Here is a 22,663-nt window from a genome sequence, read left to right on the forward strand (position 1 = left end):
CACATGCCAGTTATGGTAGATTGACTCCAGATCGACTTCATCACAATAAAAATCACTTCTCACTTTCATTCACTCCTGTTTGATTTTCGAAAAACTCGTTCACTTTCTCACGATTTTCAAGCTTTGGTAAAGTGAGTTCAAGAAGCGCTTCTTCTGAATCAGCCTCAAAAAACGTCTCGCCATACCACGCCTCTAGTTCATCTTTCGTTACAGAAAACATTTCGTCACCGTACTCAGCAGAGACGGTTTCAGCGTTATGAATCAAGGTGAAAAGAAGCGTTGCATTAAATAGAAACGCTTCTCTTTGATCTTCAATTGGTAAACTCTCTGAATAGTAAGCCGTTAACCCATAAGGCTCACTTTTTGTTTGTAGCGAAAAATTTTCTAACTCTGTCTTTCCTGGCAACAGTCGTAAGATCGCTCCAACTGCACCGTTATCTCCTATGTACGAATCGTTGTATTGAAAGAAGTCTTCCTTCGAACTGTCACCTGAACTACAACCGCTGATCAGCACGAGGAGAATCACAGTGAAAACTAGCTTATTCCTCTTCATCAGTCAGCTCCTGTAGACCGCTAAACGGTTTCAACCTATCAGATTCGACTACAATCGCAGTCAGTCCGTCTTTTGAAGATGTCTCGTGCCATTCCCCCGCTTCCCACATGGCAAGCTGTCCTTTCTGGATGCGATGTGGTTCTCGGTCTCCCCCTTTCACGATTCCTTCTCCTTCTAAGACGATGAACATTTGTGGCACCACCGCTTCATGGCCGCCGATTAGTCCATCTCGCTCTAGATGCATGCACGCGATTTGCATCACATCGATGCTTTCTTCCATCAACCTCGTTATGGGTGATATCAGAACGTTCTTACTATCAAATTTCGTAATGTCTTTTCCAACTTCTTTATCAAACCTATACCTTTTCATCGAACCCCTCCTACATAATGCCCCATACATACTTCTATTCGAATAGCGATCTCCCTTTTTATTTTGTAAAAATGATCCAAATGGAGTCACACACTAATAGCTAATGAAGTCTCCATGCCATTATAGCTATTGTAAATCCCAAAAACCGCTCAGAGCATTGGCACTGAGCGGTTTTTTTATTAGGATAGGAGGATAAGCTCCCTAATTAAATTACATAACTGTATTTTTTAGTAACGTAAGGAGAGACCATGCTAGAAAGAAGTGCGCCATAGTTCAGATTGAAGGTGACTTCATCGCCAACTCTCAAGTTACTATCTTTGGCATTAATCACTGTATGATCGCTGCTCGCCCCAAGGATTTCAATATCTATTAGAGGGGTTAACCCTGCAACGACTACGTCTTGATTTCCCACACCAACAATCACTCGATTCATGAGGCCTCGATCTTCAAACTGTGGAACCTCTCCAAAAGCATTCTGCCCTCTTTCACCATAAGGCATCGAAGGTTTCACTTTTGACTCGATAACTTCTGACACAAACGTAAATGCGTCCGTGTACAACTCTGGTATTACTAATCGATTCAACGTTTCTCGACCCAAATAGATCGATTCTCCCAAACGTAGATTATTAACCTTACCAACATCTGTAGCACCCATAAACCACTCATAATTGGCTGAATTCCCGCCTGATACGAATGAAAGTGGTAAGGTGAATTTTGTTTCGATCATAGAAGCGAGTAATGATAAGTCGACCATCTTTTGATCGTCTGGTTTGACACCTCCGAAACAAGCAAAGTTCACACCTATTCCCACGATTTCTATCCCTTTTAAGGTCAGAACTTCTTGAATAAAACAGTCAAGATTATCAGGCATGATTCCTTCTCTTAAATCACCCATCTCGATCATGACGATAATGTTCTGCACAGTATGACTTACTAATGCTGCTTCAGATAATTTTGTTACAACGGCAAGTTCAGTGTTGATGCTTATGTCAGCATATTGAATAACCAACTCAACTTCACTTAAAGAGGGTGATCTCAAATACACAAAACTCCCCTTAATACCAGCTTCCCGCATCCTCTTAAGGTTGACTAGCTTTGAATCAGCTAGCATAGGAATCCCCTGATCTAACAGCACCTGTGCAATCTCAGGTGCTCCGCAAACCGTCTTCGTTACTCCCATTAATCCAATATTTTTAGCTCCATATAGTTCGACTAATGTTGCTGCATTATGAGCGATTTTAGCGAGGTTAATTTCAATGCGCGGAGTATGTGGTAGTGTCACTGAGAAGTAACAGTCTGTTTGCTTTTTAAGGCTGGATAAGCTTCAAAGATACTTGATATTAACTTATCACATCCAAATGTAAGTGCATCCGTTGTTGGAAGCTTTAGATCATTTTCATATTCTGAAATCGTGTGATCCAATTCTTCATCAGACATATTCTCATGATTTATCGTGACCGCAATAACTTTTGATTTCGCAAAGGTTTCAATTAATTCAATTTCACTTTTTACCGTTGGCATTTTCATATAGCTGAAATCACCAAGGTGTTCACGCTTTGGAGCATGCTGCACAATAACGGCACCAGGCCTTGAACCTCTTATAATTCCACATGAACTAATATATGCCGGATGACTTAATGCTCCTTGTCCTTCAACAATGATGATATCTGGCTTTTCATTTGTCCACGCTTTCATGATTTGGTTCTCAATTTCACCTGTCATAAACTGAGAAGGGATCGCATCAATAGCAACACCGTACTTTGCCCCCTGAATTAAACCCGTCTGGCCAGTAGCAATAAATGCGACATTTAACCCCTGCTTGATCAAGGCATCTTCAAGCAACACAGAAGTTGTGCGCTTTCCGATTGCGCTATCAGTACCTAGTACCGCTATGATTGGAGTATCGATTGATAGAATTCTACCTGAAAAGAGATGCATGTCTTTCTTTTCAGGAGGCTTCCTAACATCGTTTATCGTGACACTATATTTCTTTGATAGCTCTACGAATTCTTGATCATTTGTAAAAAATTCATGAAGAGGATTAACGATATTCATCCCCTGTTCCATCGCATAAAAAAGAAGATTTCGTTCAGCTTTTTTCAAAAACGCCTCAGATGGCGCAATTCCATATATAAACTGATCAGGAACTTTCTTCAACAATTCCAGTGCGTGAGGAAGGTCCTTGAAGATCGGTATCCCATTTTTAATTCCAAATAGAAATTCACCGGCATCCATCCCAGCCTTCGTACTGTCTATAACCCCTACGATTTCGTAGTTTCTTGAACTTCTTACAAGTCCATTGGCTGTCTTTCCATCCATTGTTCCAAATTTATCTTCACAATACACAATTGCACATTCTTTCATAAGGCTATTCCTCCCAAATCTAGTTTTACTGCAGTCAATCCGCGTAAAAGAGATTCTCCATGTTGGACGTCAATACTTGTCCATATAGAAAAGCCTGTAAGTGAAGTTTCAAAAAAATGGAAACGTCACACGCATATGCAATTATAGCACACAAAATTAAAAATATTTTATTAATGTAATTTTTGGAGGCTTTGTCATATAAATAAAACACTTGTAATAAAGTGTCTTTTACTCAATATTTCTATACTAATATAATTTCAGGTGAGGTGATAACTCGTCCCTCGATAATAAATGAGTTAACTAAAGGACCAATATGATGATTACCTACCTCAATCTTGAACGATTCTGCCGATGCTCCTTCCGTGAAGCTGCTGTCTCGTATAACCTTTTTTCTTCATCCGTTTCAGGAATAATACCTGGAACGGTCTTGGGTTTTCCATCTGCATCAACAGCGACCATCGTTAAGAACGACTCTGTCGTCATCACTTTTCTACCTTTCAGAAGATCATCTGCATACACTTTTACATACACTTCCATCGATGTACGTCCTGATCTCGTTACACTCGCTTCTAACGTTAACGCGTCACCTACTTTCGCTGACGATAAAAAGTCGACAGAATCGATCGAAGCCGTAACAACGACACAGCTTGAATGTTTCATAGCGGTAAGGGCCGCGATTTCATCGATATAAGCTAGAACTTTCCCGCCAAAAATTGTATCTAAATGATTCGTGTCTGGCGGTAATACTAATCTCGTTTGCGTCATTCTCGAATAGTTAACTGGTAATGATTCCATGAATGGCGTTCCTCCTTTTTCATTACAACAAAAAAACACATCCCCAATTTGAAGATGCGTGAGAAATTCGTCACCACAATTCACGGAACTACCAATGATAATTCCTCATAACGATTCACGTAACACCCTCCTATCTCCCGTAGGATTTAATGCTCTTCCTTATGGCAGGTCTCCTGGCTCAGATTCTTCAGCACATAGTCCTTCCCGTTACACAACAGTGGTTTTCCTATGTGCCTCCTCTTTACAGTGGCGGGACCGCGTTGGATTTTCACCAACTTCCCTTTTCAGCTTCTCTTTGAAGCCACCATAAGGCATATTCAGTTCAAGAAAAGTTCTTTCTTAAAATCACTATCTCCTATCCTCATCTTTCTGTCAACAGAAGCCCATGCTACTCATTGGAACAAATGGTGCAATATCTGCCTCCTTACTAACTAAAATACATCTTCACCCCAGTTCACGCATAGGTATAGGAATGACTTTGACTTCATATCTAAGGAGGAGATCTTATCTCTGAGAATAAAAAGCAAGATGAAAACCTGGTGAAGAAAACCTCCAAGCAGGCAAACGATCTTGTGAATAAATCTGCAGACACCGTTAACGACATGGTGAAGTCTGTTAGTGGAAAAGGCGGTCTTATTGGAAAGGTATCCGACACGTCGACTGACTTTGTGAAGAATGTGAGCAAAGCTGGGACGGACGCTGTTGGGAAAACAGCTGATAAGGCGGAGAAAATGATTAAAGGTGCATCGAAGAAAGTCTTCGGGAAGAAGAAAAAGGACTAACTCGAGTATATGGATGTGAGAACCCGATCGGGTTCTCATTTTTGTTTAGGAATTCCTTCTTTTCCCTAATTCCTTTTCATATTTCACATAAGCCTGTAAAACATGTTAAGTCATTCCCTCATATAAGGTGGAGTTTTGTGCTTCCTAGCCTTTTTACATATCGTTTACAACCATACGACTACAGATTTCTACTCATTTGTATTAGAATAGAGTGAGCGAAAGATAGGAGTGGATGATATGAAAAAAGAGATAAAACTAATCGCGCTAGATATGGATGGCACGCTAGTTAACCATGATGGCGAAGTATCAAAAGAAAACGAGGACGCTGTGCGTCGTGCGAAGGAAGCTGGGTACCATGTTGTAATCAGCACAGGACGCTCTCTTCCTTTCTGTCGTGAGATCGCAGAACAGTTGGGTGAATCTGCTTACTTAATCACAGTTAACGGCGGACAAATCTATGATCAGCATTTCAACCTTGTAGATAGCACTCACCTCGATAGCGAAATCGTCGAGAACCTGTGGGACCTAAAGAAGAAGCATGATGTCTGGTTCTGGTCTTCCACAACTGAAGGTGTCTTCAATTCGAACAAGCCATTTGAAAAAGATCTACACGAATATGATTGGTTGAAGTTCGGATTCGATGTGAAGGACGATAATGTTCGTCAAGTTATTTTAGACGAAGTCATGAGCAATGAGGCTCTTGAAGTAACGAACTCTAGCCTTACGAACATGGAAATCAACCCTGCTGGAGTTAACAAGGCTGCTGCTCTTCGTAAAGTATGCAAGTGGCTTGACCTTTCAATGGATCAAGTGATGGCTGTTGGTGACAGCATGAACGATATTGCGATGATTCATGAAGCAGGTTTTGGTGTAGCGATGGGGAATGCCCAGGAGCGCGTGAAGGAAGAAGCGAACTGGATTACGAAATCGTACACAGAACACGGTGTTGCTCACGCCATTGATTACATCATGAACGCCGAGTGACAGGCACCACCCGCTATAGCTCGAAGCATGTCGAAAGGCTGAGTGAATGGAAACATTCGCTCAGCCTTTTTTTATGGTTATATTATGATGTTTGATCTGCATTCACTTTAAGCGTATAAGGCTTATGTGTATGAAGATCTTCCCCTTTTTCCACGTGTACCTTCATGTTATAAGTACCTTCTTCCATAATTTCCGTTTTCCCCTGGTACTCTCCGGGATTCACCTCTTCAGCATCCGTGTAAACATGTTTCTCTTCTTCCTCTTTCCAGTATTCGAACCGAACACTCGCACCTTCAATTGCGGCATTTTCCATTTGTATTATCGCAGTGAGTTCAGTTGGGTTTTCAGTTGATCCCTCAAGTTTGATGCTTACTTCTGATCCATGATGAGCTTCATGATCTTGTTCTTTCTCCATAATTTCAACGTTCAATGAACCAGAAGATGCCATGTCCTCTTCTCCTTCAGAATCTTTTTTGTCACTCTCTTCATTCATAGATCCACTGTTATCCTTCTTCATCTCTTCTGAATTGGTTTCTTCTCCACTTTCCTTTGCACCTTCTTCACTTGTACCACACGCCACTAATAAAAGTGAAAGTCCGACTACAGCTAGTATCTTCATCCCGATCTCTCCTTGTTTTCATTACGTATAACTAGCTAACGGTTTCCGTCGCCTTTTAGATCAATAGAAATAAAAAAGAAGCTGATTGCCCAGCTCCTTTTTCAACCATCCTATTTTCGAATCTTACTGATCGATAGCTTTTCCTGAACGACTCGAATCGCTTCGGCAAGCAATGGTGCGATCGAAAGGACAGTAATCTTATCGATATTTTCCCCTTTTGGTAGAGGAAGTGTATTTGTTACGACGATTTCTTTAATGTTGGATTGTGCGATTTCTTGTGTTGCGGTTCCTGAAAGAACAGGATGTGTAAACGTTGCGTACACTTCTTTCACACCGTGTTCTTCAAGGATTTGAGACGTGAACGTCACGTTCTTCGCTGTGTCGATCATGTCATCGATGATGATCGCCGTTTTCCCATCAACCTCTCCGATAACGTTGATTGTGGAAGGTTCCCCCGTGTCGTATGAGCGACGATCGATCAACGCGATCGGTGCATCGAGAAGAGACCCTAGCTTACGGGCACGTAGCGCACTGCTGTTATCAGGTGCTACGATTACGATATCTTCAATCTCTTTCTTCTCAAAGTACTCGGCCAACACTGGAATTCCTGAAACTTGGTCAACTGGAATATTAAAGAATCCTTCGATTTGGTTCGCATGAAGATCGACTGTTAACACTCGTGTCGCACCTGATCGCTCTAACATGTTTGCGATCAGCTTCGCTGTGATGGGCTGTCTAGGTCCGGTTTTTCGATCTTGGCGTGCATAGCCGTAATAAGGAAGCACCACATTGATCGTTTTCGCTGAAGCTCGCTTCAATGCATCGATCATGATAAGAAGCTCCATTAAATAGTCGTTTCCTGATCCAGCTCCACCGATGGACTGAACAAGATATGTATCGCACCCGCGTATACTTTCTTCCACATTCATATTGATTTCTCCGTCTGCAAAGCGCTTAACGGATGACTTCCCTGACTCGATTCCGAGAAGTTTAACAACTTCTTCAGTAAGTTCAGGATTTGAGTTCAATCCAAATACTTTTACGTCTTTTTCTTGGCGTAGCATAGCGTAGCTCCTTTATGGTTCGTTTTCGAAAGGAAGTTTCCAATCATTAAACGTAATTTAAGGGAATCATTCTCTTCAACTATAACACAGCGCCCATAGAACTTTCTTCAAAAAATTAAAGGAAATCCTTCCCCATTTCTCATCTCCACCGAATGGATTTCACCATGTAAATGATGATCGTACCAAATAGGATGACCATGAACACAGGAACAATCCAGAATTGAAGACCTTCCTGCTGCCCATTAGACATTTGAACGATCATATTAGTTAATATCGCAAAAAAGATACTAATCTCATTCTTGATAAGGCGAATCAATGTAACGGCAAAGTAATACTGCCTTTCTGCATTTCCTTCTGTAATCTTGACCACATAATTAAATGAGTGCGGCATTCGCTCAAGAAATGTAAGACTGATCCATACGGCCACTCCTATAGAAGGAAGTAGGAAAATCGTCCACTTGTCCCCCCACCGATCAGGCTCTCCTGCTGCATTGAAATGCTGTGGGACAGATTCAGGAATGCTTGACCAGTTCATCACAACAAAAGCAAGGGCAAGAAGCAAAGCCGAAATCCCTATGATGTCTAGGATTTTATGTAAAATGGGTTTCTCTATATCAATAACCGGTCTTGATCCTTTTCCCATCACGAACCCTCCTTTTATTCTCTATCTTACTATACGATTAGAGGGCTTCGAAGTTTCCTATCTTATAGCTCCTTCTTAAAAACATAACTTACTTTATCGTACGCCATCTTTTCTTCGTAAAAGCGATGCGAATCAAGTCGCTGCATTCCTGAAGATAGTGCAACGCTCGTATAATCATGATCCGCCGCCCACTGTTCCACAAAGGAAAGGAGTGCTTTTCCATATCCTTTTGAACGATCTTCCTTCCGTGTAACAAGGTCGTACACCCATACACTTCTTCCATAGTATAGGGTAATCATAGGGGAGAACCCTATCACCGCTACGATTTCTCCTTCTTCATATAATGCATAGAGATGATACGAACCAATCTCGCGTGCCTCATTCACGTACGTTAGATACGTTTCTTCTACTAATTGCGGACGTAATTCACTCATGACCAGAAACGCTTCTTTTAATTCTTCTGTCGATTTCATTTCCTTAATCATTTATTATCTCCTCCAGGAAACGTCATGCCATACGAATAACCTAATCTTTCGAACCCACACTTTTTTAGAATCGGTTCACTCATCGGACTCGCATCTACCATTAAGATAGGATGCCCCATCTCCACCGCTTTCTTTGCACGAGCTGCTAAAAGCGCTGTGTAATGTCCTTTATTTCGATGTTCTTTGAGCGTCGAGCCACCCCACATACTTGAGAAGTTCTCTCCTTCAAGGTACATCCATGCAGCACTAACTAGCTCTTCTCCCTCATAAATTCCATAAAGACGAAGTGTGTTTGTTTCAGTGAAATCTCTCCACAATCGTTCACCTAAGTCTTTAAAAGGTTCATTCCAAATCGTTTCTTCTAGCTTCATAATCGCTTTTATGCCATCTTCATCTGTTATCTCTTTCACGTTCGATGTATCGTGTTTTAATAAAGAATGATCTTGAGTTAGTTCGATGGCCATCAACGCTTCTTTTTCACCTTTTTTAAATCCTTCTTCTTGGAGAAGGTTAAGCAGATTAGGTTCATCATAACTATAAACTTTCCACTCGAACCCTTGCTTTATGTCTGAAAAACGCTTTTTCTCACCAGCTATAATCTCTCTTGCATTCGCAAGCGTCACATTTGAATAGATCACGAAGCCATGTTCATCAGAATGAAGCGAAACATGACGAATCACTTGCTCACTTTCTTCTCTTCGAAACCCCGGAGGCGTAACCTCTCTCCTCATTTCTCGATCAAATAGCATTCTCAGTTCATTTTTATCCATCATGACACCCCAACAATTTAGATTATTGTACAATTTTATTGCCTTTTTACACATACTATCACTGTCCGAAAGAAGTATGTGAGAACATTTGGAAACCATTTCTAAGAAAAATGTAAAATTGTGCGGTTTACGACTACCAAATGAGGGTATTTATTTCTATAGCTGATAGACAAGGTGAAATTTTATGTCAGGATACCTTACATAAATCCACACTTGTTCGTGGTTATCGGTAAAATAGAGAATAGTTAAAAAACTTTTTAAAGGTGAGGTAATGTATGACGATTACAAAAGAAAGCATTAAACAAGTGATTTTGGATGAAGTTCAAGAAAAAAACGTAGAATTTATTCGACTAGAGTTTACTGACATGCTTGGCGAAACGAAGAATGTTGAGTTACCTGTTGAAGAAATTGAAAGTGTTATGAACAATGAAGCAATGTTCGATAGCTCTTCAATCGCCGGCTTTTCTGATATTCAAGAAAGTGACATGTACTTATTCCCTGATCTTGAAACATTCAAGGTGCTTCCAGAAGCGGTTGATACTGACTGCATCGCACGCTTTATTTGTGACATTCACACTCCTGATGGCGAGCCGTTCGAAGGTGACCCTCGCTACATTTTAAAAAGAGCTATGAAAGAAGCGGAAGATCTTGGTTATACAGTAAACGTTGGACCTGAACCAGAATTCTTCTTATTCCAGTTGGACAAAGATGGCTATCCTATTCGTAAAATGAATGACCGCGGTGGATATTTCGATGCATCACCAAAAGACAAAGGTGACCAAGTAAGACGCGATATCGTTCGCACGTTGAAGAAATATGGCTTTGAGATGGAAGCATCTCACCATGAAGTTGCAAAAGGACAGCATGAAATTAATTTCCGCTTTGACAGTGTGCTAAAAGCAGCTGATAACATTCAAACGTTCAAGAGCGTTGTAAAAGACGTTGCGACTGGACATGATTATCATGCGACATTCATGCCAAAGCCATTTGCTGGTGAAAACGGTTCTGGTATGCACTGCCACCTTTCCCTGTTCACAGAAGGAAAAAGTGCATTCTTTGATGAAAACAAAGAAGACGGAATTTCTGACACAATGAAACACTTCATGGCTGGTATTCTTCACCATGCGAACGGTCTTGCAGCAATTACGAACCCTAACGTGAACTCTTACAAGCGTCTCGTTCCAGGTTATGAAGCTCCTGTAAGTGTGGCATGGTCCCACTCTAACCGAAGCTGTATGATTCGCGTTCCTACAACTCGTGGCATGGGTACACGTTTCGAAATTCGTAACCCAGACCCAACTGCAAACCCATACCTAACACTAGCTGCTGTTCTACACGCAGGTCTTGAAGGTATTCGTGATGAGCTTGATCCAGGTGAACCGGAGTCTCGTAACCTTTACGAAGTGTCTACAGATGATGTTCCAACGCTTCCTACAAACCTGAAAGAAGCAATCAAAGCTCTTCGAGAAGACAAAGTTGTAATTGAAGCACTAGGTGAGCACACATCTAAATCTTATATCGAAGACAAAGAAAAAGAATGGCTCGACTACTCCCTTAACGTAAGTCAGTGGGAAGTTGAACGTTATATGAATAAGTAAGATTAAGAAAATCCGCTCATAGCTTGAGCGGATTTTTTTATTATCCTCCGAACGACCATATAAACATGAAAAAGAATGTCCCAAATAAAGAGAAAAAACTTATGACCAATGAAAGTACAGGAATAAGCCTGGTATAGGACGCTTCTTTTCTAACCGCAAAGATAGAAATGATGAAAATAGGTATGCCCGCAAAGATCCCAACCTTTATCACTTGAGTGATTGCTCCAAGTGGATTCTCTTGATAAAGACCCACGACAAAAGCGATCAACACACCCATATAAAATAAAAGAGACATTGCACACATTCTACCTAGCACTGAAGTCGGCAATCGATCGCTCCTTTCAGCTATCGTTATTTATCTTTCTCTATTTGTAGTTTCACAAGCTTCTCATCGAGCTTATGACTTAGTTCAATTACTTCATCACTTGAAAATGCTTCTGCTTCATATGCAACTTCATAAAGCGCCATCCGTAGCTCATAGATTTCTTCCTCTAACTTCTTCACCTACCGAACTCCTTACGTAGTATCATTACTATTACTCTAACATAAAAAATCCATTATTTGTTAATAATTGGATAGGGGTCAGGAAGGGGCCAGGTTAGTACCTGGCCCCTTCCTGACCCCTCCAACAAAAAAGAGAAGCTGACAAATCAGCTTCCCTCACTCTAATCAACTCGCTTTACTCTTTGTCCGTTGATCAGCTTTATTCGCTTTCACTTCCTCATTTGCAGCCTTAAAGAATGAGTAACCCATCATCAGAATCACGACAGAGAACGGAAATGCTGCAATAATCAGCATGTTTTGAAGACCTTGCGTGCCACCGAAATAGATAATAATCGCTGCCATTGCTGAGAGGCTTAATCCCCATAGAATTTTAACAGGCGCAGCTGGATTCAATGATCCAGTTGTACTAAGCATTCCTAACACAAATGTTGCAGAATCTGCTGACGTAATGAAGAAGATCGCAATTACAAACAACGTGATAAACGTCATCAAGGTGCCTAGCGTATATTGCTCTAACACCGCGAACGTGGCGGTTTCAAGAGAATAGTCTGAGATCATCGCGATTCCCTGCTGCTGAAGATCTAGTGCTGATACACCAAACACAGCGAAGAAAATAAAACAAACGATGGAAGGTACAAACAGAACGCCAAGCATGAATTCTTTTATTGTACGACCACGTGATATTCTTGCGATGAAGATTCCAACGAACGGTGACCAAGAAATCCACCATGCCCAATAAAATACTGTCCAACCCTTTACCCAAGACTGGCTAACTTCATCATTTGGATTCATGTTAAAACTCATATCGAAGAAGTTTGTAAAATATCCCCCAATTGTATTCGTGAACATGTTCATGATGTAGAGCGTTGGTCCCACAATAAGCAACATGATCAGTAATACAAATCCTAGACCCATGTTGATGTTACTTAAATATTTAATCCCCTTACTGATGCCTGACCATGCCGATGCGATGAATAGAATCGTCGAAACGACCAGGATAAGGAGCTGCATGCCAAAGTTACTTGGTGTGCCGAAAAGAAAAGCTAATCCTTCATTAATCTGAGCTGTTCCAAATCCAAGTGTTGCAGCTACGCCAACGACTGTCGCAACAACTGCAAGGGTATCAATCAGAGTTCCTGCCATCCCTTCCATTCTTTTCTTACCGAAAAGAGGAATAAGTGTCGCACTGATTAACCCCGGATATCCTTTGTGGAATTTGAAATAAGCTAGAACGAGCGCAACAAGCGCGTAAACGGCCCATGCATGAACGCCCCAATGGAAGAAAGCATACTCGAGAGATTTCTGAATGGCTTCAGGTGTCCCCTCTTTCCCAGTCGGACTGCTTTTAAATGCGTGTGAGATTGGCTCAGCAGTCGTCCAAAATACCATCCCCATTCCCATACCAGCACTAAAGAGCATCGCGAACCATGTCGCAAGCCTAAACTCAGGCTTCTCATTTTTCCCGCCAAGCTTAATGTTCTTGAATGGAGAAAAAATTAAATATATACAGAAGCCTAAAATAACCATAACGATCAATAAATAATACCAGCCAAACTGTGTAGATAAGTAGCCTGTCACGGTCGATGTGACACTTTCTAGATTAGTCGGAGCCACCGCTCCCCAGAGGACGACGAGTCCACAAATCAATAATCCATACCAAAAAACCGATGTAACGTTCTTCAATCAATTCACCTCATATTAGTATCTTTTAAACCTTTGTCTTCTATAGACAAAGAGCATCATTTCGAATTAGCTCCCTCACCCTTATTACCCCAAAAACCACTATGTAAGACAAAAATTTCAAAAAAAATTTGCCTAAGGAAAATTTACCATGTGCCTCCACTTTTATTACAAAAACATAACAAAAATTAATTTTATTACAAATTTTACGTTTAACTTCCAGATAAACACGGAACATAAATGATGTAACAAATTTTAAGGAGGTTTTACATTGTTTCGAGTCATTTCTGCACTTGTCGTAGTTGGTCTACTCTTCTTAGGCATCAACAATCCTGTTCATGCTGAAGACCACGGAAAACCGCCGGTGGAAGAACTGGAGAAACAATTCGATCAGTTGATCGAACTTGAAACAAACAAGGAGAACGAAGTAAAGAAGTACGATTCGATCGATCGCTTGGAGCAAGAATTCAAAAGCATAATGGTTTGGCCACTAGCTGATCATTATGTTGATACGTTCTTCGAAGAGCGTGATGGTAAACTCATCAAAATCGCACGTGATGGCCCCGTAAGACTACTAGACAACAAAGATTACACCCTCGAAAAAATTAATGAAAATCACTATAAACTTACTCAACCAAATGAAAACAACATGCGCGGTGAATACACGTTAACGATTCACTACAAATATGAAGCAGGCAAATGGGTATTTGCTGATCGAATGAATCATGTTGCAAATGACTCATCAGGCGGCGAAATGCCCGACACTGCAACGAACTTGCCACTTACGATGGCTTTAGGTAGTACAGTCATGCTAGCAGGCGGACTGTTGCTCGTTGCTAGAAAACGTGTAAACGCTTAATTTTACAACCAATGTGATAAGCGGTTTGACTCAACCGTGAAATAATATAAAAATATTTAAGGAGGTCCTAAATTGTATCGCTTTCTTTCTGCACTCGTAGTTGCTGGTCTCGTCTTTATGGGCATGAACACACCTGCCTTTGCTGCCAATCACGGTGAGCCGCCGATAAAGGAAATGGAGCAGAAGTTTCATGAGCTAATTCATCAAGAAACAAATGAAGACGGCGTTGTGAAAAACTATGACTCGAAAGATCGTCTTGAACAAGAATTTAATCAACACATGCTTCCTGAGCCTGCTCGCTATTACGTAGACACGTATTTTAAAGAAGAAGATGGAAAGCTTTATCTTAAGTCGATGGATGCACCGGTTGAAGTAATGTGGGACAAAGACTATACATTAGAGCAAATCGATGATCAAAATTATAAGTTAACCCAAACTGGTGAAAATGAACTGCGCGGAGAATATACGCTAACGATCAATTACACGTATGAAGCAGACAAGTGGGAATTCGCTGATCGCACCGTTGAAAAAGGTGCTACGGAGGATACTGGCGGCGAAATGCCTGACACTGCAACAAACCTTCCGACAATGATGTTAATCGGTAGTGGCGCAGTGCTAGCTGGTGCAGTTGTGCTAGTAGCAAAAAGACGCGTAGAAGAATAAGAGTAACAGTAAAGGGGTCAGGCACGTGCCTGACCCCCTTCTTTGATTAATCAAAGAACCCACCATCAGAATGAATAATTTGTCCTGTAATCCATCTCGCTTCATCACTCGCTAGAAAAGCGATCAATCTCGCTGCATCTTCAGGCTTCCCTATCCTACCTGTAGGGAATTTCGGTCTCAGAAAGTCCTGCGTCTCCTTATCCATCCCACCAGAATCGGTTGGCCCCGGGTCGATTGCATTGACAGTAATCTCTTGAGATGCAACCTCAACTGCAAGAGTTCGTGTAAAGGCAGAGACCGCCCCTTTTGTAGACACATACGCAATGTTACCCGCCTCTGGACTTTTATCCTGTCCAGATACAAGGTTGATGATGCGTCCACTGGTCCCTTTAAATCGTTTCGCAAACTCAACCGACAACATCGTCGTCCCTCGCACATTAACAGCATAGTGATCATCCAAAATTTCTGCAGTAATTTCCTTATACCCCACCTCAACACAATGTGTTGCGTTATTCACAAGAATCGTAGGCTTACCTAGTGTCCTTTCGACTTCAGTTAATATAGTTTTCGGTGCATTCTTATTCTTCAAATCAACCACCATACAAGCAACCTCAACATCGTACGTCTTCAACTCTTCCCTAAACTCTTCCGCCCAATTTTCATTCGCATCATCATAACCCGTGGAATAATCATAGCTTGCTAGATGTGTAAAAAAGATGTTCACACCCTTCTCGGCTAACGCACGACATATCGCAGCTCCTATTCCTTTCGGTCGACTGGCACCTGTTACGATTGCTATTCTTTTGTTCATACTATAGCTCCTCCTTTTAATGTTGGAACGTCAGCGCCATGGAGATGCAAATAAAAAAGCAGACACCCTCTCAAGGTGTCTGCCACTCTTTCACACAACTGGCGTCCCCTGTATGGTAGAAAATAGACAGACCTATCCCGTTTCATAAAGGGAAAGGTTCTATCAAGTTCATAACCTACTACAGGTTCTTCCACATAGTTTGCTACTCCTCCCGATCACATCTCCACCAATACTATAGCAAACCTTAGAAAGCGCATTCAACAATAATCACAACTATTCGCAAACTTTACTAGATTTTAACAAAAACCGAAACGTTCCTAAACAAACTTCCTTCACTATTATCACTGGACATACTTACTCTGGGAGGAATTGAGATATGAACAAAAAACCAATAGCTCTAGCAGCTATGTTATCCATGGGAATCGCTTCATTCCCGGCCCCTTCATCTGCAGAAACCGGAAACATCAAAACGTTTCCTTCTGATTCCGAGTTGAACGTAACCATGCATGGACACTATGATAGTGGAGCTGCAATCGACGCAGGTGGAGCAGAAATCATCGATTACGCTAAGAAGAACGGCATGGCTTACGTTGTAAATGGAGCAGATCAGTCTCTTGATATTCTCGATGTTTCAGCTAATTTAAAACTGTATAAAAAAGTCTCTCTCTCTGATCTAAATCTTGGCTCATTTGAACCTGGTGACTTAACGAGTGTTGCCGTTCATCCTTCAAATGAATTTGTAGCGGTTGCGATTCCTAACAAGGTGAAAACAGAAGATGGGTTGGTAGCATTTTTTAAAGCGAACGGAGATTTTATCGGTAAGGCTGAAGTTGGCGCACTGCCTGACATGGTCACGTTCACGCCAGACGGAAAGCAGCTTCTCGTCGCAAATGAAGGCGAGCCGAACGATGAGGTTACCGTTGACCCCGAAGGGAGCGTCTCCCTAATCGATGTGACACATGGACCTGAAAACCCAACAGTCAAAACCGTAGGATTCAATAAGATGAAAGACTCTCAAATTGACGAAGATGTTCGGAGTTTCATTCCTGGATCTACACCTGCTCAAGACTTTGAACCAGAATATATCCAGGTTACTCCCGATAGCAAAAAAGCTTATGTTTCTCTTCAAGAAAATAACGCGATCGCCGAGTTAGATCTTTCAGAAGAAGAGTTTACTCGTGTACATAGCCTCGGCTTTAAAGATCACTCAATCGAGAACAATGGAATTGATGCGTCGAATACTTCAGAGGAGATCAACATTAAACCAATGCCGGTGCTCGGCATGCACCAGCCTGATGCTATTGCACTCTACTCGGTAGAAGGAAAGAATTATATCCTAACTCCAAATGAAGGTGACGCAAGAGACTATGCTGGTTTCTCTGAAGAAGTTCGTGTAAAAGATATTGTTGAAGATCCAGATGCTGACATTAAGCTTGATGCGAAGAACTATGAGGGCTTCACACAACGTGAACTAGATAAAATGGTTCAAAACGGTTTATTTAACGACGATCAGCTAGGTCGCCTGAAAGTAACAACTGCCAACGGTAAAAATGTAGAAGGTAACTATGAAGCATTGTACAGCTACGGCGCACGCTCTTTCTCTGTATATGAAACTGATAATTTCAAGCAGCTATATGATAGTGGAAATGAATTCGAAAAAGTTACCGCAACGGCATTAACGGATCACTTTAATGCAAGTAATGATTCAAATGAGAAAAAAGACCGAAGTGATGACAAAGGACCTGAGCCTGAATCCGCTGAAGTTGGTGAAATTAACGGAAAGAAATATGCGTTTATTGGCCTTGAGCGTCAGGGTGGTGGGATGGTCTATAACATCGATCAACCCAAAAAACCACAGTTCGTAACCTATTTCACAAGTCGTGACTTCTCAGCATCTGACGGCACCATTAAAGGCGACAGTGCACCTGAGGGTATAAAGTTTGTGCCTGCTGAAGAGAGTCCGACTGGTAAAGCAACGCTTCTTGTGGCGCACGAAGTTTCTGGTACCGTTGCAGCTTATGAACTAACAGATCAATCATATGACCAAGGGTCAAAAAGCAACAGACTACATGCATTATTGGACAAGTTACCTGTCACTATTGCGGAAAAAAGCCATAGCATCTTAAAGTCACTGAAATGGTAGTAATAGAATATAAAAGAGCGCCTGGTTGAACTCTCCAGGCGCTCTTCTTCTATCTATCAATTTGTAGATACTTCTTGCTTCGACTCTCTTAACCACTCACTCGATTTATCCTGCAAATTTGTTATCACATCTAATGCAATAGAGTGAACTTCAGCAAGCTTTTCTGGACAAATCCACTCTACTTTATCATCATCTGTGTGTAATAAGTCAGCCACCCCACAACAGCTGAATGGAATACTCGGTACATTATTTGAGAAAAACGTGTAATGATTGCTCTCATACCATGGACTCGTCCAATGAACACCAGGGTAAGCACGTTTAAGTGATTGTAACTCACTTTCTAGCTCTGTTGATCCAGACATGAGTGTGATGTTGTTTGTTCCAAGTGCTTGACCAACTCCGTCAAAGTTCATAGCTACTAATGCATGTTGGAGGTTCTCTTTATGGTTCTTCAAATAAACTTCATCTCCAAGACCAAGGTACTCCTCTGAGCTAAAAGCAATACATTCAAAACCTGTTGTTAACTCTTTACGTTTTACGATCTCCTCAGCAAGTGCGAGCATAACGGAAACCCCGGAGGCATTGTCAAATGCACCATTAGTCTCAAAAACGGTATCGTAATGCGCAACCAAGATGATTTTTTCAGGCCGTTCTCCATTGACTCTACCTATAACGTTTTTTGTTTTCCCTGGACTTCTTTCACTATTTATAACGCATCTCACGCGTAGTTCCATATTGTTTCTAAGGAGCAACCCCACCTCTGGCGTAACAGTCACCGAAGGAATAGGGAAATCCCAATCATTAAAAATCGGTAAATCATTTCCTTTTTGCATTTGAACCATAATGATGGCAGATGGCTGTTTCTCTTCAAGTAAGGAAACTACTTTCCGATGATGTTCCGGATTATATATCGTAAACCCTTTTGGAACATAGTTTTCTTTCGATAGCTCTCCGTAGAGAAATGCTATTTTCCCAGTTAAATCCTGTGAAGTTTCAAGCTCTTCCACCGTACAAAAGGATAGAACCTCTCCTGTAACGTCACACGGCTCGGAAAAATTGTTGCACCTTGCTTCAACGCGTTTATCGTTAAAGTGAATAAAAGACTCAGTAACTTTCCAATTCGGTACCTCAAATTCCTGCGTTTCAACTTTTAAGCCGAGGTGCCTAAATGTACGCTCTATGTAATCGGATGCAGCAAGGTTTGCTTCACTACCAACTGGTCGACAACCAATGTCACTGGACAACATGTTCATATGTTTCATAAGTCGAGTCTGTACTGGTTCCATCAAATCCTCTTTTCCACGCTTATTTATTTCACCGGCAAAATATGTCCCAGCTCTCCATAATGCTGAATTCTAAGGTATTCTCCCCAAACCCGCTTTCTTCCTTCTTCAGATTCCATCCAGTTGTCGCGTCCGACCCGCACGTCGTTATAGTAGCAATCGAACGTATAGGGAATATATCGGATCTCTTCAGAGAGATGCTTTGCTAGCGTTCGATACTGTCGACCTGCAACATGACTTTTACAAACAAACAGAATTGATTTCGTGCTACTAAAATCATAAACCTCTTTCGCATAAAGCACGTTTTCCAACGTATTCGTTGATTTCTTTTCATATGTAATGATGTCCTGTGGTACACCAGCTTCTAATAAATAAGTAAGGATAACATCCGCTTCAGATTCAACCTCTTTGTCCCAATCTGGATGTGGAACTCCTGTAAGGCTTTTTCCGCCTGTTACGATGATAGACTTCGCATAACCATTCTGATAAGCTTCAATTGCTTTTTCCCAATGTCCAGGATGTGTCCCGCTATATATGAAAAGCACGTCACAAAGCTCCGGCTCTTGTTTATTTCCGAATACAAGTGTAGAAATATACGTCATTTCTTCAATAGATAGTTCTGGCATCGATGGTTCTTTTGGTATGACTGGCTTCATTATCGTCGTCGCTCCCTAACTCTTCATTTAATAGATTGCTTGTTATTCAAGTGATCAAGTAGAGTAGGCAAATCCATCAAGTCATCGACAATTCCAACTGCATCTACCCTTTCAAAGTGGTCATCCCTCTTCCAAACTGCCTTCATTCCTAGATTTCTAGCTGCACGAACATCGTTGTCAGGATGATCACCGATAAACATGCTTTCTTCTTTAGATGCTTTAAGCTTTGTTAACGCTCGATGAAACAGTTTCGGATCAGGCTTTCTCAACCCTTCCCATTCTGAAATAAAAATAGCTTCGAAGTACGCTTTAATGCCTAATGCTTCTATATTGTTCATCTGAAACTGTCCGAATCCATTCGTAATCATGCCAAGTGAGATATGACGGTCCTTCAATTCCTCTAACATAGGGATGAGTTTAGGAAAGGCTACACAGTGATGTTGAAACTCAGTTATGTAATCGTGAAGCAAGTCTTCCCATGTCACACCTTTTAACTCTAATTCTGATACCATTTGTTGATAAACCTTATCCTTCCAAACGTAGCCTCTTTGATCAAGGGCTATAAACCTATCAATATACACCTGCCTTGGAATGTGACTCACTACGTGTGATAATCTGTCGTACTGATCGTCAATAAATGCCTTTACTGATGCATCACGATTCAGCAGTGTCCCATCTAAATCGAATAGAATTGTCTTGATCATGTCTTTCCTCCTTTCCACAAAAAAAATAAGTGAAGACCACTGTCTTCACCTTACTCCCAAACATCTTTATCATCTGGCAAGATGAGTGCTGCAGCCACATAAACAATAATCATGGGGAGACCTACCATGAGAAGAGTCAGTACGATAAAAATGATTCGTAACAAACTCGCATCGATGTTCCAAACCTCACTTAGTCCACCTAACACACCTGATAGTTTCCGATCTTGTGTCGACTTATATAACTTCTTCTTCATACGAACATCCACCTTTCTTTTAGGTACTTGTCTCTCTTTACGTTTCCCATTAGGAAAAGGTTTCATAATGTCTACGAGATATCTGCCTTCGTTTCCTCCTCACGAACCAAATGAACTGAAGAAGCTTCTTTAACATGAAAGGATATCGTGACTGTTGTGCCTTTTCCTACTTTACTTTCGAACCTGAGATGACCTTCCATTGCACTGATGATACTATGGGTAACCATCATGCCGAGGCCTGTCCCCTTTTCTTTGGTTGTAAAAAATGGTTCGCCGATACGTGAGAGCTGTTCTTTTGTCATCCCTATACCTGTATCAGAAATAGAAATGACCACTTCACGTCCTTTTTTACTCGCAATGACCGTTAACGTGCCACCGCCTGGCATCGCCTCGATCGAGTTTTTCAAGATATTCATAATACATTGCTGGAACTTCTTTTTCTCATATTCGATAATCGTTGAAGGGAGCTCAATATGCTTTTGAATCGCTACATCATTCATTGTTGCAAGTGGTTGAATAACGTTAAGACTTGAATCTAACTCTCTTTCGATCTCGATCACATCGAACTTTTCTGGATAGGGTTTGGCAAAGGTCAGGTAATCGTTTATTATATCTGTCGCCCGGTCGATTTCTTTAATAGCGAGATCCATATAGCCTTTTGTTTTCTTATCTTTCACATCACTATCAATCAGTTGGAGAAACCCTCTGCTTACGGTCAATGGATTTCTCACCTCATGAGAAATACTCGCAGCAAGATGACTCGCGACTTTTAACTTCTGTCCTTCCATGACAGAATTCATTAAGTTGAACTGCTTGATGAACACTTCATAGACTAGAATGGCTATGATGATCCCAAGAGAAGTAGCAAAGTTGAAAATAAGCCATACCTCAGTAGATATTCCAGTATCAAAGAATGCCAGTGAAAATCCAGTTGATGTCCATCCCACTACACTATCTATCAAAACAGCTAATAGAAGTTTATGTTTTAAGCTAAGTTTCTTAAATTTAGGAGATAAGAAAGAAATGATGATTGCGAGGCCACCGAAAAAGATAAGTGTCGGAATAAAACCAGATCCACCCATTGAATAGCGAAACCCTAGTGTAACCACCAAATATCCAAACGCAACCCAATGCCCACCATACAACCCTCCCAAGATAAAGGGGATCCTTCTTAAGTCTAAAATAAATTCATCATTGAAAGTAATAGGATACATCATACAAAAGATGATCGATATGCCAGGAAATATTGTGAGGATCCATTTCGAAGATCGCTTCAAAAAGTTTGTATGCTGCAGGAGATAGAATATCTGTATAATGCTCAACGGGGCAAAAACCACCAATAGATTTAATAGCACGCTCTTAGCCGTTAATAGCAATGGTTTCACCACACAATTAGATTTATTAGGTTTCCACTACTTATAGATTCTGCCCCAAAAGTCCCATTCCTCTTTTACTAATACAACGTTTATAAAAGTTTTTAAAAGAGTATAATAGTCCCCTTTTCATCTTTAGTGCAAAAGAATCCCCTTTCATACAGCACTTACCATTTAAACCAATTTAAGCATATTTTCGATAACAGGCGTAAACATCCAATTTCTTCTCCCATTTCATCACTCGTTTTTCATGATTCATCCCGAGACCCCTTGCAACTTTCACAGAACGATCGTTGAGTGGATCGATCAGAGAGATAAGCCGATCGCCTTTCATGTTCTGAAACCAGTAAGTTTTACAAGCTTGTGCAGCTTCTATAGCATAGCCTTTTCCCCAATACCTTTTCATAAATAGATAACCGATTTCAACTTCCATGTTTCCTTCAACTTTTTGTAGTACAAGACCACATTGTCCTAGGCAATCACCGGTACCCTTTTCTTCAACGATCCAAAGCCCAACACCATACTTACCATAATTCTCTCGTGTCCATTCAATCCACTTTATGGTTTCTTCACGATTTTTCAATCCTTTATAATACCTCATCACGTCAGGATCCTGAAACATTTCCAAGAGAGATTCGACATCATCACGGTACATTTCTCTCAGAACGAGTCGATCTGTTGTAAGAATGATTTTCTTCATGTCTTC

General features: G+C 41.0%; 26 protein-coding genes and 1 riboswitch. Of the genes, 6 read left to right on the top strand and 20 right to left on the bottom strand.

Translation table 11 applies throughout. The annotated features are described in order from the left end of the window. Positions 1–52: 52 nt before the first annotated feature. The 5 genes from LCM09_RS14250 to LCM09_RS14270 form a co-directional block, all read right to left on the bottom strand. Positions 53–553, bottom strand: coding sequence for a DUF4825 domain-containing protein (locus LCM09_RS14250; protein ID WP_224883185.1), 501 nt, complete (start codon positions 551–553; stop codon positions 53–55). Then, positions 540–923: a cupin domain-containing protein gene (locus LCM09_RS14255; protein WP_224883187.1), complete on the bottom strand. Its 384-nt coding sequence runs from the start codon at positions 921–923 to the stop codon at positions 540–542. Before LCM09_RS14255 ends, LCM09_RS14250 begins: the two co-directional genes overlap by 14 nt. 205 nt (positions 924–1,128) lie before the next feature. Further along, positions 1,129–2,205 carry an alanine/ornithine racemase family PLP-dependent enzyme gene (locus tag LCM09_RS14260; protein WP_224883189.1) on the bottom strand — a complete coding sequence of 359 codons (1,077 nt, stop codon included), beginning with the start codon at positions 2,203–2,205 and terminating at the stop codon, positions 1,129–1,131. Next, positions 2,202–3,287, bottom strand: a complete 1,086-nt coding sequence (locus LCM09_RS14265; protein ID WP_224883191.1) for an N-acetyltransferase DgcN family protein — start codon at positions 3,285–3,287, stop codon at positions 2,202–2,204. Before LCM09_RS14265 ends, LCM09_RS14260 begins: the two co-directional genes overlap by 4 nt. A 324-nt stretch (positions 3,288–3,611) precedes the next feature. Next, positions 3,612–4,082 carry an acyl-CoA thioesterase gene (locus LCM09_RS14270; RefSeq protein WP_224883193.1) on the bottom strand — a complete coding sequence of 157 codons (471 nt, stop codon included), beginning with the start codon at positions 4,080–4,082 and terminating at the stop codon, positions 3,612–3,614. Between the two features lie 146 nt (positions 4,083–4,228). Next, a riboswitch (cobalamin riboswitch) is annotated at positions 4,229–4,406 on the bottom strand. Positions 4,407–4,621: 215 nt separating this feature from the next. Between LCM09_RS14270 and LCM09_RS14275 the strand changes: the two genes are divergently transcribed. Then, positions 4,622–4,864: a hypothetical protein gene (locus tag LCM09_RS14275; protein ID WP_224883194.1), complete on the top strand. Its 243-nt coding sequence runs from the start codon at positions 4,622–4,624 to the stop codon at positions 4,862–4,864. A gap of 222 nt (positions 4,865–5,086) precedes the next feature. Beyond that, entirely contained in the window at positions 5,087–5,848 is a 762-nt protein-coding gene (locus LCM09_RS14280; protein ID WP_404800848.1) for a Cof-type HAD-IIB family hydrolase, read from the top strand. Positions 5,849–5,930: 82 nt separating this feature from the next. On the opposite strand, the gene LCM09_RS14285 is transcribed toward LCM09_RS14280, so the two are convergent. From LCM09_RS14285 to LCM09_RS14305, 5 genes are all read right to left on the bottom strand, one after another. Beyond that, positions 5,931–6,467: a FixH family protein gene (locus LCM09_RS14285; protein ID WP_224883198.1), complete on the bottom strand. Its 537-nt coding sequence runs from the start codon at positions 6,465–6,467 to the stop codon at positions 5,931–5,933. 110 nt (positions 6,468–6,577) lie between these two features. Then, entirely contained in the window at positions 6,578–7,531 is a 954-nt protein-coding gene (locus LCM09_RS14290; protein ID WP_224883200.1) for a ribose-phosphate diphosphokinase, read from the bottom strand. 139 nt (positions 7,532–7,670) lie between these two features. Beyond that, positions 7,671–8,174 carry a DUF1648 domain-containing protein gene (locus LCM09_RS14295; RefSeq protein WP_224883202.1) on the bottom strand — a complete coding sequence of 168 codons (504 nt, stop codon included), beginning with the start codon at positions 8,172–8,174 and terminating at the stop codon, positions 7,671–7,673. 62 nt (positions 8,175–8,236) lie between these two features. Further along, entirely contained in the window at positions 8,237–8,659 is a 423-nt protein-coding gene (locus tag LCM09_RS14300; RefSeq protein ID WP_224883204.1) for a GNAT family N-acetyltransferase, read from the bottom strand. Continuing rightward, positions 8,656–9,432, bottom strand: a complete 777-nt coding sequence (locus LCM09_RS14305; protein WP_224883206.1) for a GNAT family N-acetyltransferase — start codon at positions 9,430–9,432, stop codon at positions 8,656–8,658. Before LCM09_RS14305 ends, LCM09_RS14300 begins: the two co-directional genes overlap by 4 nt. A gap of 272 nt (positions 9,433–9,704) precedes the next feature. Between LCM09_RS14305 and glnA the strand changes: the two genes are divergently transcribed. Then, positions 9,705–11,027 (top strand): type I glutamate--ammonia ligase, encoded by a 1,323-nt coding sequence (gene glnA, locus LCM09_RS14310; protein WP_224883208.1) that lies wholly within the window; start codon positions 9,705–9,707, stop codon positions 11,025–11,027. A 40-nt stretch (positions 11,028–11,067) separates the two neighbouring features. Here glnA and LCM09_RS14315 read toward each other — a convergent pair whose 3' ends face one another. From LCM09_RS14315 to LCM09_RS14325, 3 genes are all read right to left on the bottom strand, one after another. Next, positions 11,068–11,355, bottom strand: a complete 288-nt coding sequence (locus LCM09_RS14315; RefSeq protein ID WP_224883210.1) for a hypothetical protein — start codon at positions 11,353–11,355, stop codon at positions 11,068–11,070. Between the two features lie 23 nt (positions 11,356–11,378). Then, positions 11,379–11,531 (bottom strand): aspartyl-phosphate phosphatase Spo0E family protein, encoded by a 153-nt coding sequence (locus LCM09_RS14320; RefSeq protein WP_224883212.1) that lies wholly within the window; start codon positions 11,529–11,531, stop codon positions 11,379–11,381. 165 nt (positions 11,532–11,696) lie between these two features. Further along, the gene (locus tag LCM09_RS14325; protein ID WP_224883214.1) at positions 11,697–13,214 is read right to left on the bottom strand and encodes a BCCT family transporter; all 1,518 of its coding nucleotides are present in this window, start codon (positions 13,212–13,214) and stop codon (positions 11,697–11,699) included. A 268-nt stretch (positions 13,215–13,482) separates the two neighbouring features. Between LCM09_RS14325 and LCM09_RS14330 the strand changes: the two genes are divergently transcribed. Continuing rightward, a complete protein-coding gene (locus LCM09_RS14330) occupies positions 13,483–14,070 on the top strand; it encodes an LPXTG cell wall anchor domain-containing protein (protein WP_224883216.1) in 588 nt (195 codons plus the stop codon). Positions 14,071–14,142: 72 nt separating this feature from the next. Next, positions 14,143–14,733, top strand: a complete 591-nt coding sequence (locus tag LCM09_RS14335; protein WP_224883218.1) for a hypothetical protein — start codon at positions 14,143–14,145, stop codon at positions 14,731–14,733. A gap of 46 nt (positions 14,734–14,779) precedes the next feature. On the opposite strand, the gene LCM09_RS14340 is transcribed toward LCM09_RS14335, so the two are convergent. After that, a complete protein-coding gene (locus LCM09_RS14340; protein WP_224883219.1) occupies positions 14,780–15,544 on the bottom strand; it encodes an SDR family oxidoreductase in 765 nt (254 codons plus the stop codon). A 376-nt stretch (positions 15,545–15,920) separates the two neighbouring features. Between LCM09_RS14340 and LCM09_RS14345 the strand changes: the two genes are divergently transcribed. Next, positions 15,921–17,687, top strand: coding sequence for a choice-of-anchor I family protein (locus LCM09_RS14345; RefSeq protein WP_224883221.1), 1,767 nt, complete (start codon positions 15,921–15,923; stop codon positions 17,685–17,687). 56 nt (positions 17,688–17,743) lie between these two features. On the opposite strand, the gene LCM09_RS14350 is transcribed toward LCM09_RS14345, so the two are convergent. The 6 genes from LCM09_RS14350 to LCM09_RS14375 all read right to left on the bottom strand — a co-directional run bounded on the left by LCM09_RS14350 (position 17,744) and on the right by LCM09_RS14375 (position 22,657). Then, positions 17,744–18,973, bottom strand: a complete 1,230-nt coding sequence (locus tag LCM09_RS14350) for a M28 family metallopeptidase (protein ID WP_224883222.1) — start codon at positions 18,971–18,973, stop codon at positions 17,744–17,746. A gap of 23 nt (positions 18,974–18,996) precedes the next feature. Next, on the bottom strand, positions 18,997–19,626 hold the full coding sequence (locus LCM09_RS14355) for a YdcF family protein (RefSeq protein WP_224883223.1): 630 nt from the start codon (positions 19,624–19,626) through the stop codon (positions 18,997–18,999). 23 nt (positions 19,627–19,649) lie between these two features. Continuing rightward, entirely contained in the window at positions 19,650–20,330 is a 681-nt protein-coding gene (locus LCM09_RS14360) for an HAD family hydrolase (protein WP_224883224.1), read from the bottom strand. Positions 20,331–20,380: 50 nt separating this feature from the next. Next, positions 20,381–20,584, bottom strand: coding sequence for a PspC domain-containing protein (locus LCM09_RS14365; RefSeq protein WP_224883225.1), 204 nt, complete (start codon positions 20,582–20,584; stop codon positions 20,381–20,383). 71 nt (positions 20,585–20,655) lie between these two features. Beyond that, entirely contained in the window at positions 20,656–21,972 is a 1,317-nt protein-coding gene (locus LCM09_RS14370) for an ATP-binding protein (RefSeq protein WP_318246525.1), read from the bottom strand. A gap of 169 nt (positions 21,973–22,141) precedes the next feature. Continuing rightward, the gene (locus tag LCM09_RS14375; protein WP_224883227.1) at positions 22,142–22,657 is read right to left on the bottom strand and encodes a GNAT family N-acetyltransferase; all 516 of its coding nucleotides are present in this window, start codon (positions 22,655–22,657) and stop codon (positions 22,142–22,144) included. Positions 22,658–22,663 lie beyond the last annotated feature (6 nt).

This window comes from Guptibacillus algicola, assembly GCF_020171805.1.
GTDB lineage: Bacteria > Bacillota > Bacilli > Bacillales > Guptibacillaceae > Guptibacillus > Guptibacillus algicola.

Coding starts and splice junctions, on each gene's coding strand:
- LCM09_RS14300 (WP_224883204.1), bottom strand. CDS start 8,659: ATGATTAAGGAAATGAAATCGACAGAAGAATTAAAAGAAGCGTTTCTG.
- LCM09_RS14305 (WP_224883206.1), bottom strand. CDS start 9,432: ATGATGGATAAAAATGAACTGAGAATGCTATTTGATCGAGAAATGAGG.
- LCM09_RS14285 (WP_224883198.1), bottom strand. CDS start 6,467: ATGAAGATACTAGCTGTAGTCGGACTTTCACTTTTATTAGTGGCGTGT.
- LCM09_RS14345 (WP_224883221.1), top strand. CDS start 15,921: ATGAACAAAAAACCAATAGCTCTAGCAGCTATGTTATCCATGGGAATC.
- LCM09_RS14250 (WP_224883185.1), bottom strand. CDS start 553: ATGAAGAGGAATAAGCTAGTTTTCACTGTGATTCTCCTCGTGCTGATC.
- LCM09_RS14295 (WP_224883202.1), bottom strand. CDS start 8,174: ATGGGAAAAGGATCAAGACCGGTTATTGATATAGAGAAACCCATTTTA.
- LCM09_RS14360 (WP_224883224.1), bottom strand. CDS start 20,330: ATGATCAAGACAATTCTATTCGATTTAGATGGGACACTGCTGAATCGT.
- LCM09_RS14265 (WP_224883191.1), bottom strand. CDS start 3,287: ATGAAAGAATGTGCAATTGTGTATTGTGAAGATAAATTTGGAACAATG.
- LCM09_RS14355 (WP_224883223.1), bottom strand. CDS start 19,626: ATGAAGCCAGTCATACCAAAAGAACCATCGATGCCAGAACTATCTATT.
- LCM09_RS14365 (WP_224883225.1), bottom strand. CDS start 20,584: ATGAAGAAGAAGTTATATAAGTCGACACAAGATCGGAAACTATCAGGT.
- LCM09_RS14270 (WP_224883193.1), bottom strand. CDS start 4,082: ATGGAATCATTACCAGTTAACTATTCGAGAATGACGCAAACGAGATTA.
- LCM09_RS14340 (WP_224883219.1), bottom strand. CDS start 15,544: ATGAACAAAAGAATAGCAATCGTAACAGGTGCCAGTCGACCGAAAGGA.
- LCM09_RS14350 (WP_224883222.1), bottom strand. CDS start 18,973: ATGGAACCAGTACAGACTCGACTTATGAAACATATGAACATGTTGTCC.
- glnA (WP_224883208.1), top strand. CDS start 9,705: ATGACGATTACAAAAGAAAGCATTAAACAAGTGATTTTGGATGAAGTT.
- LCM09_RS14375 (WP_224883227.1), bottom strand. CDS start 22,657: ATGAAGAAAATCATTCTTACAACAGATCGACTCGTTCTGAGAGAAATG.
- LCM09_RS14255 (WP_224883187.1), bottom strand. CDS start 923: ATGAAAAGGTATAGGTTTGATAAAGAAGTTGGAAAAGACATTACGAAA.
- LCM09_RS14290 (WP_224883200.1), bottom strand. CDS start 7,531: ATGCTACGCCAAGAAAAAGACGTAAAAGTATTTGGATTGAACTCAAAT.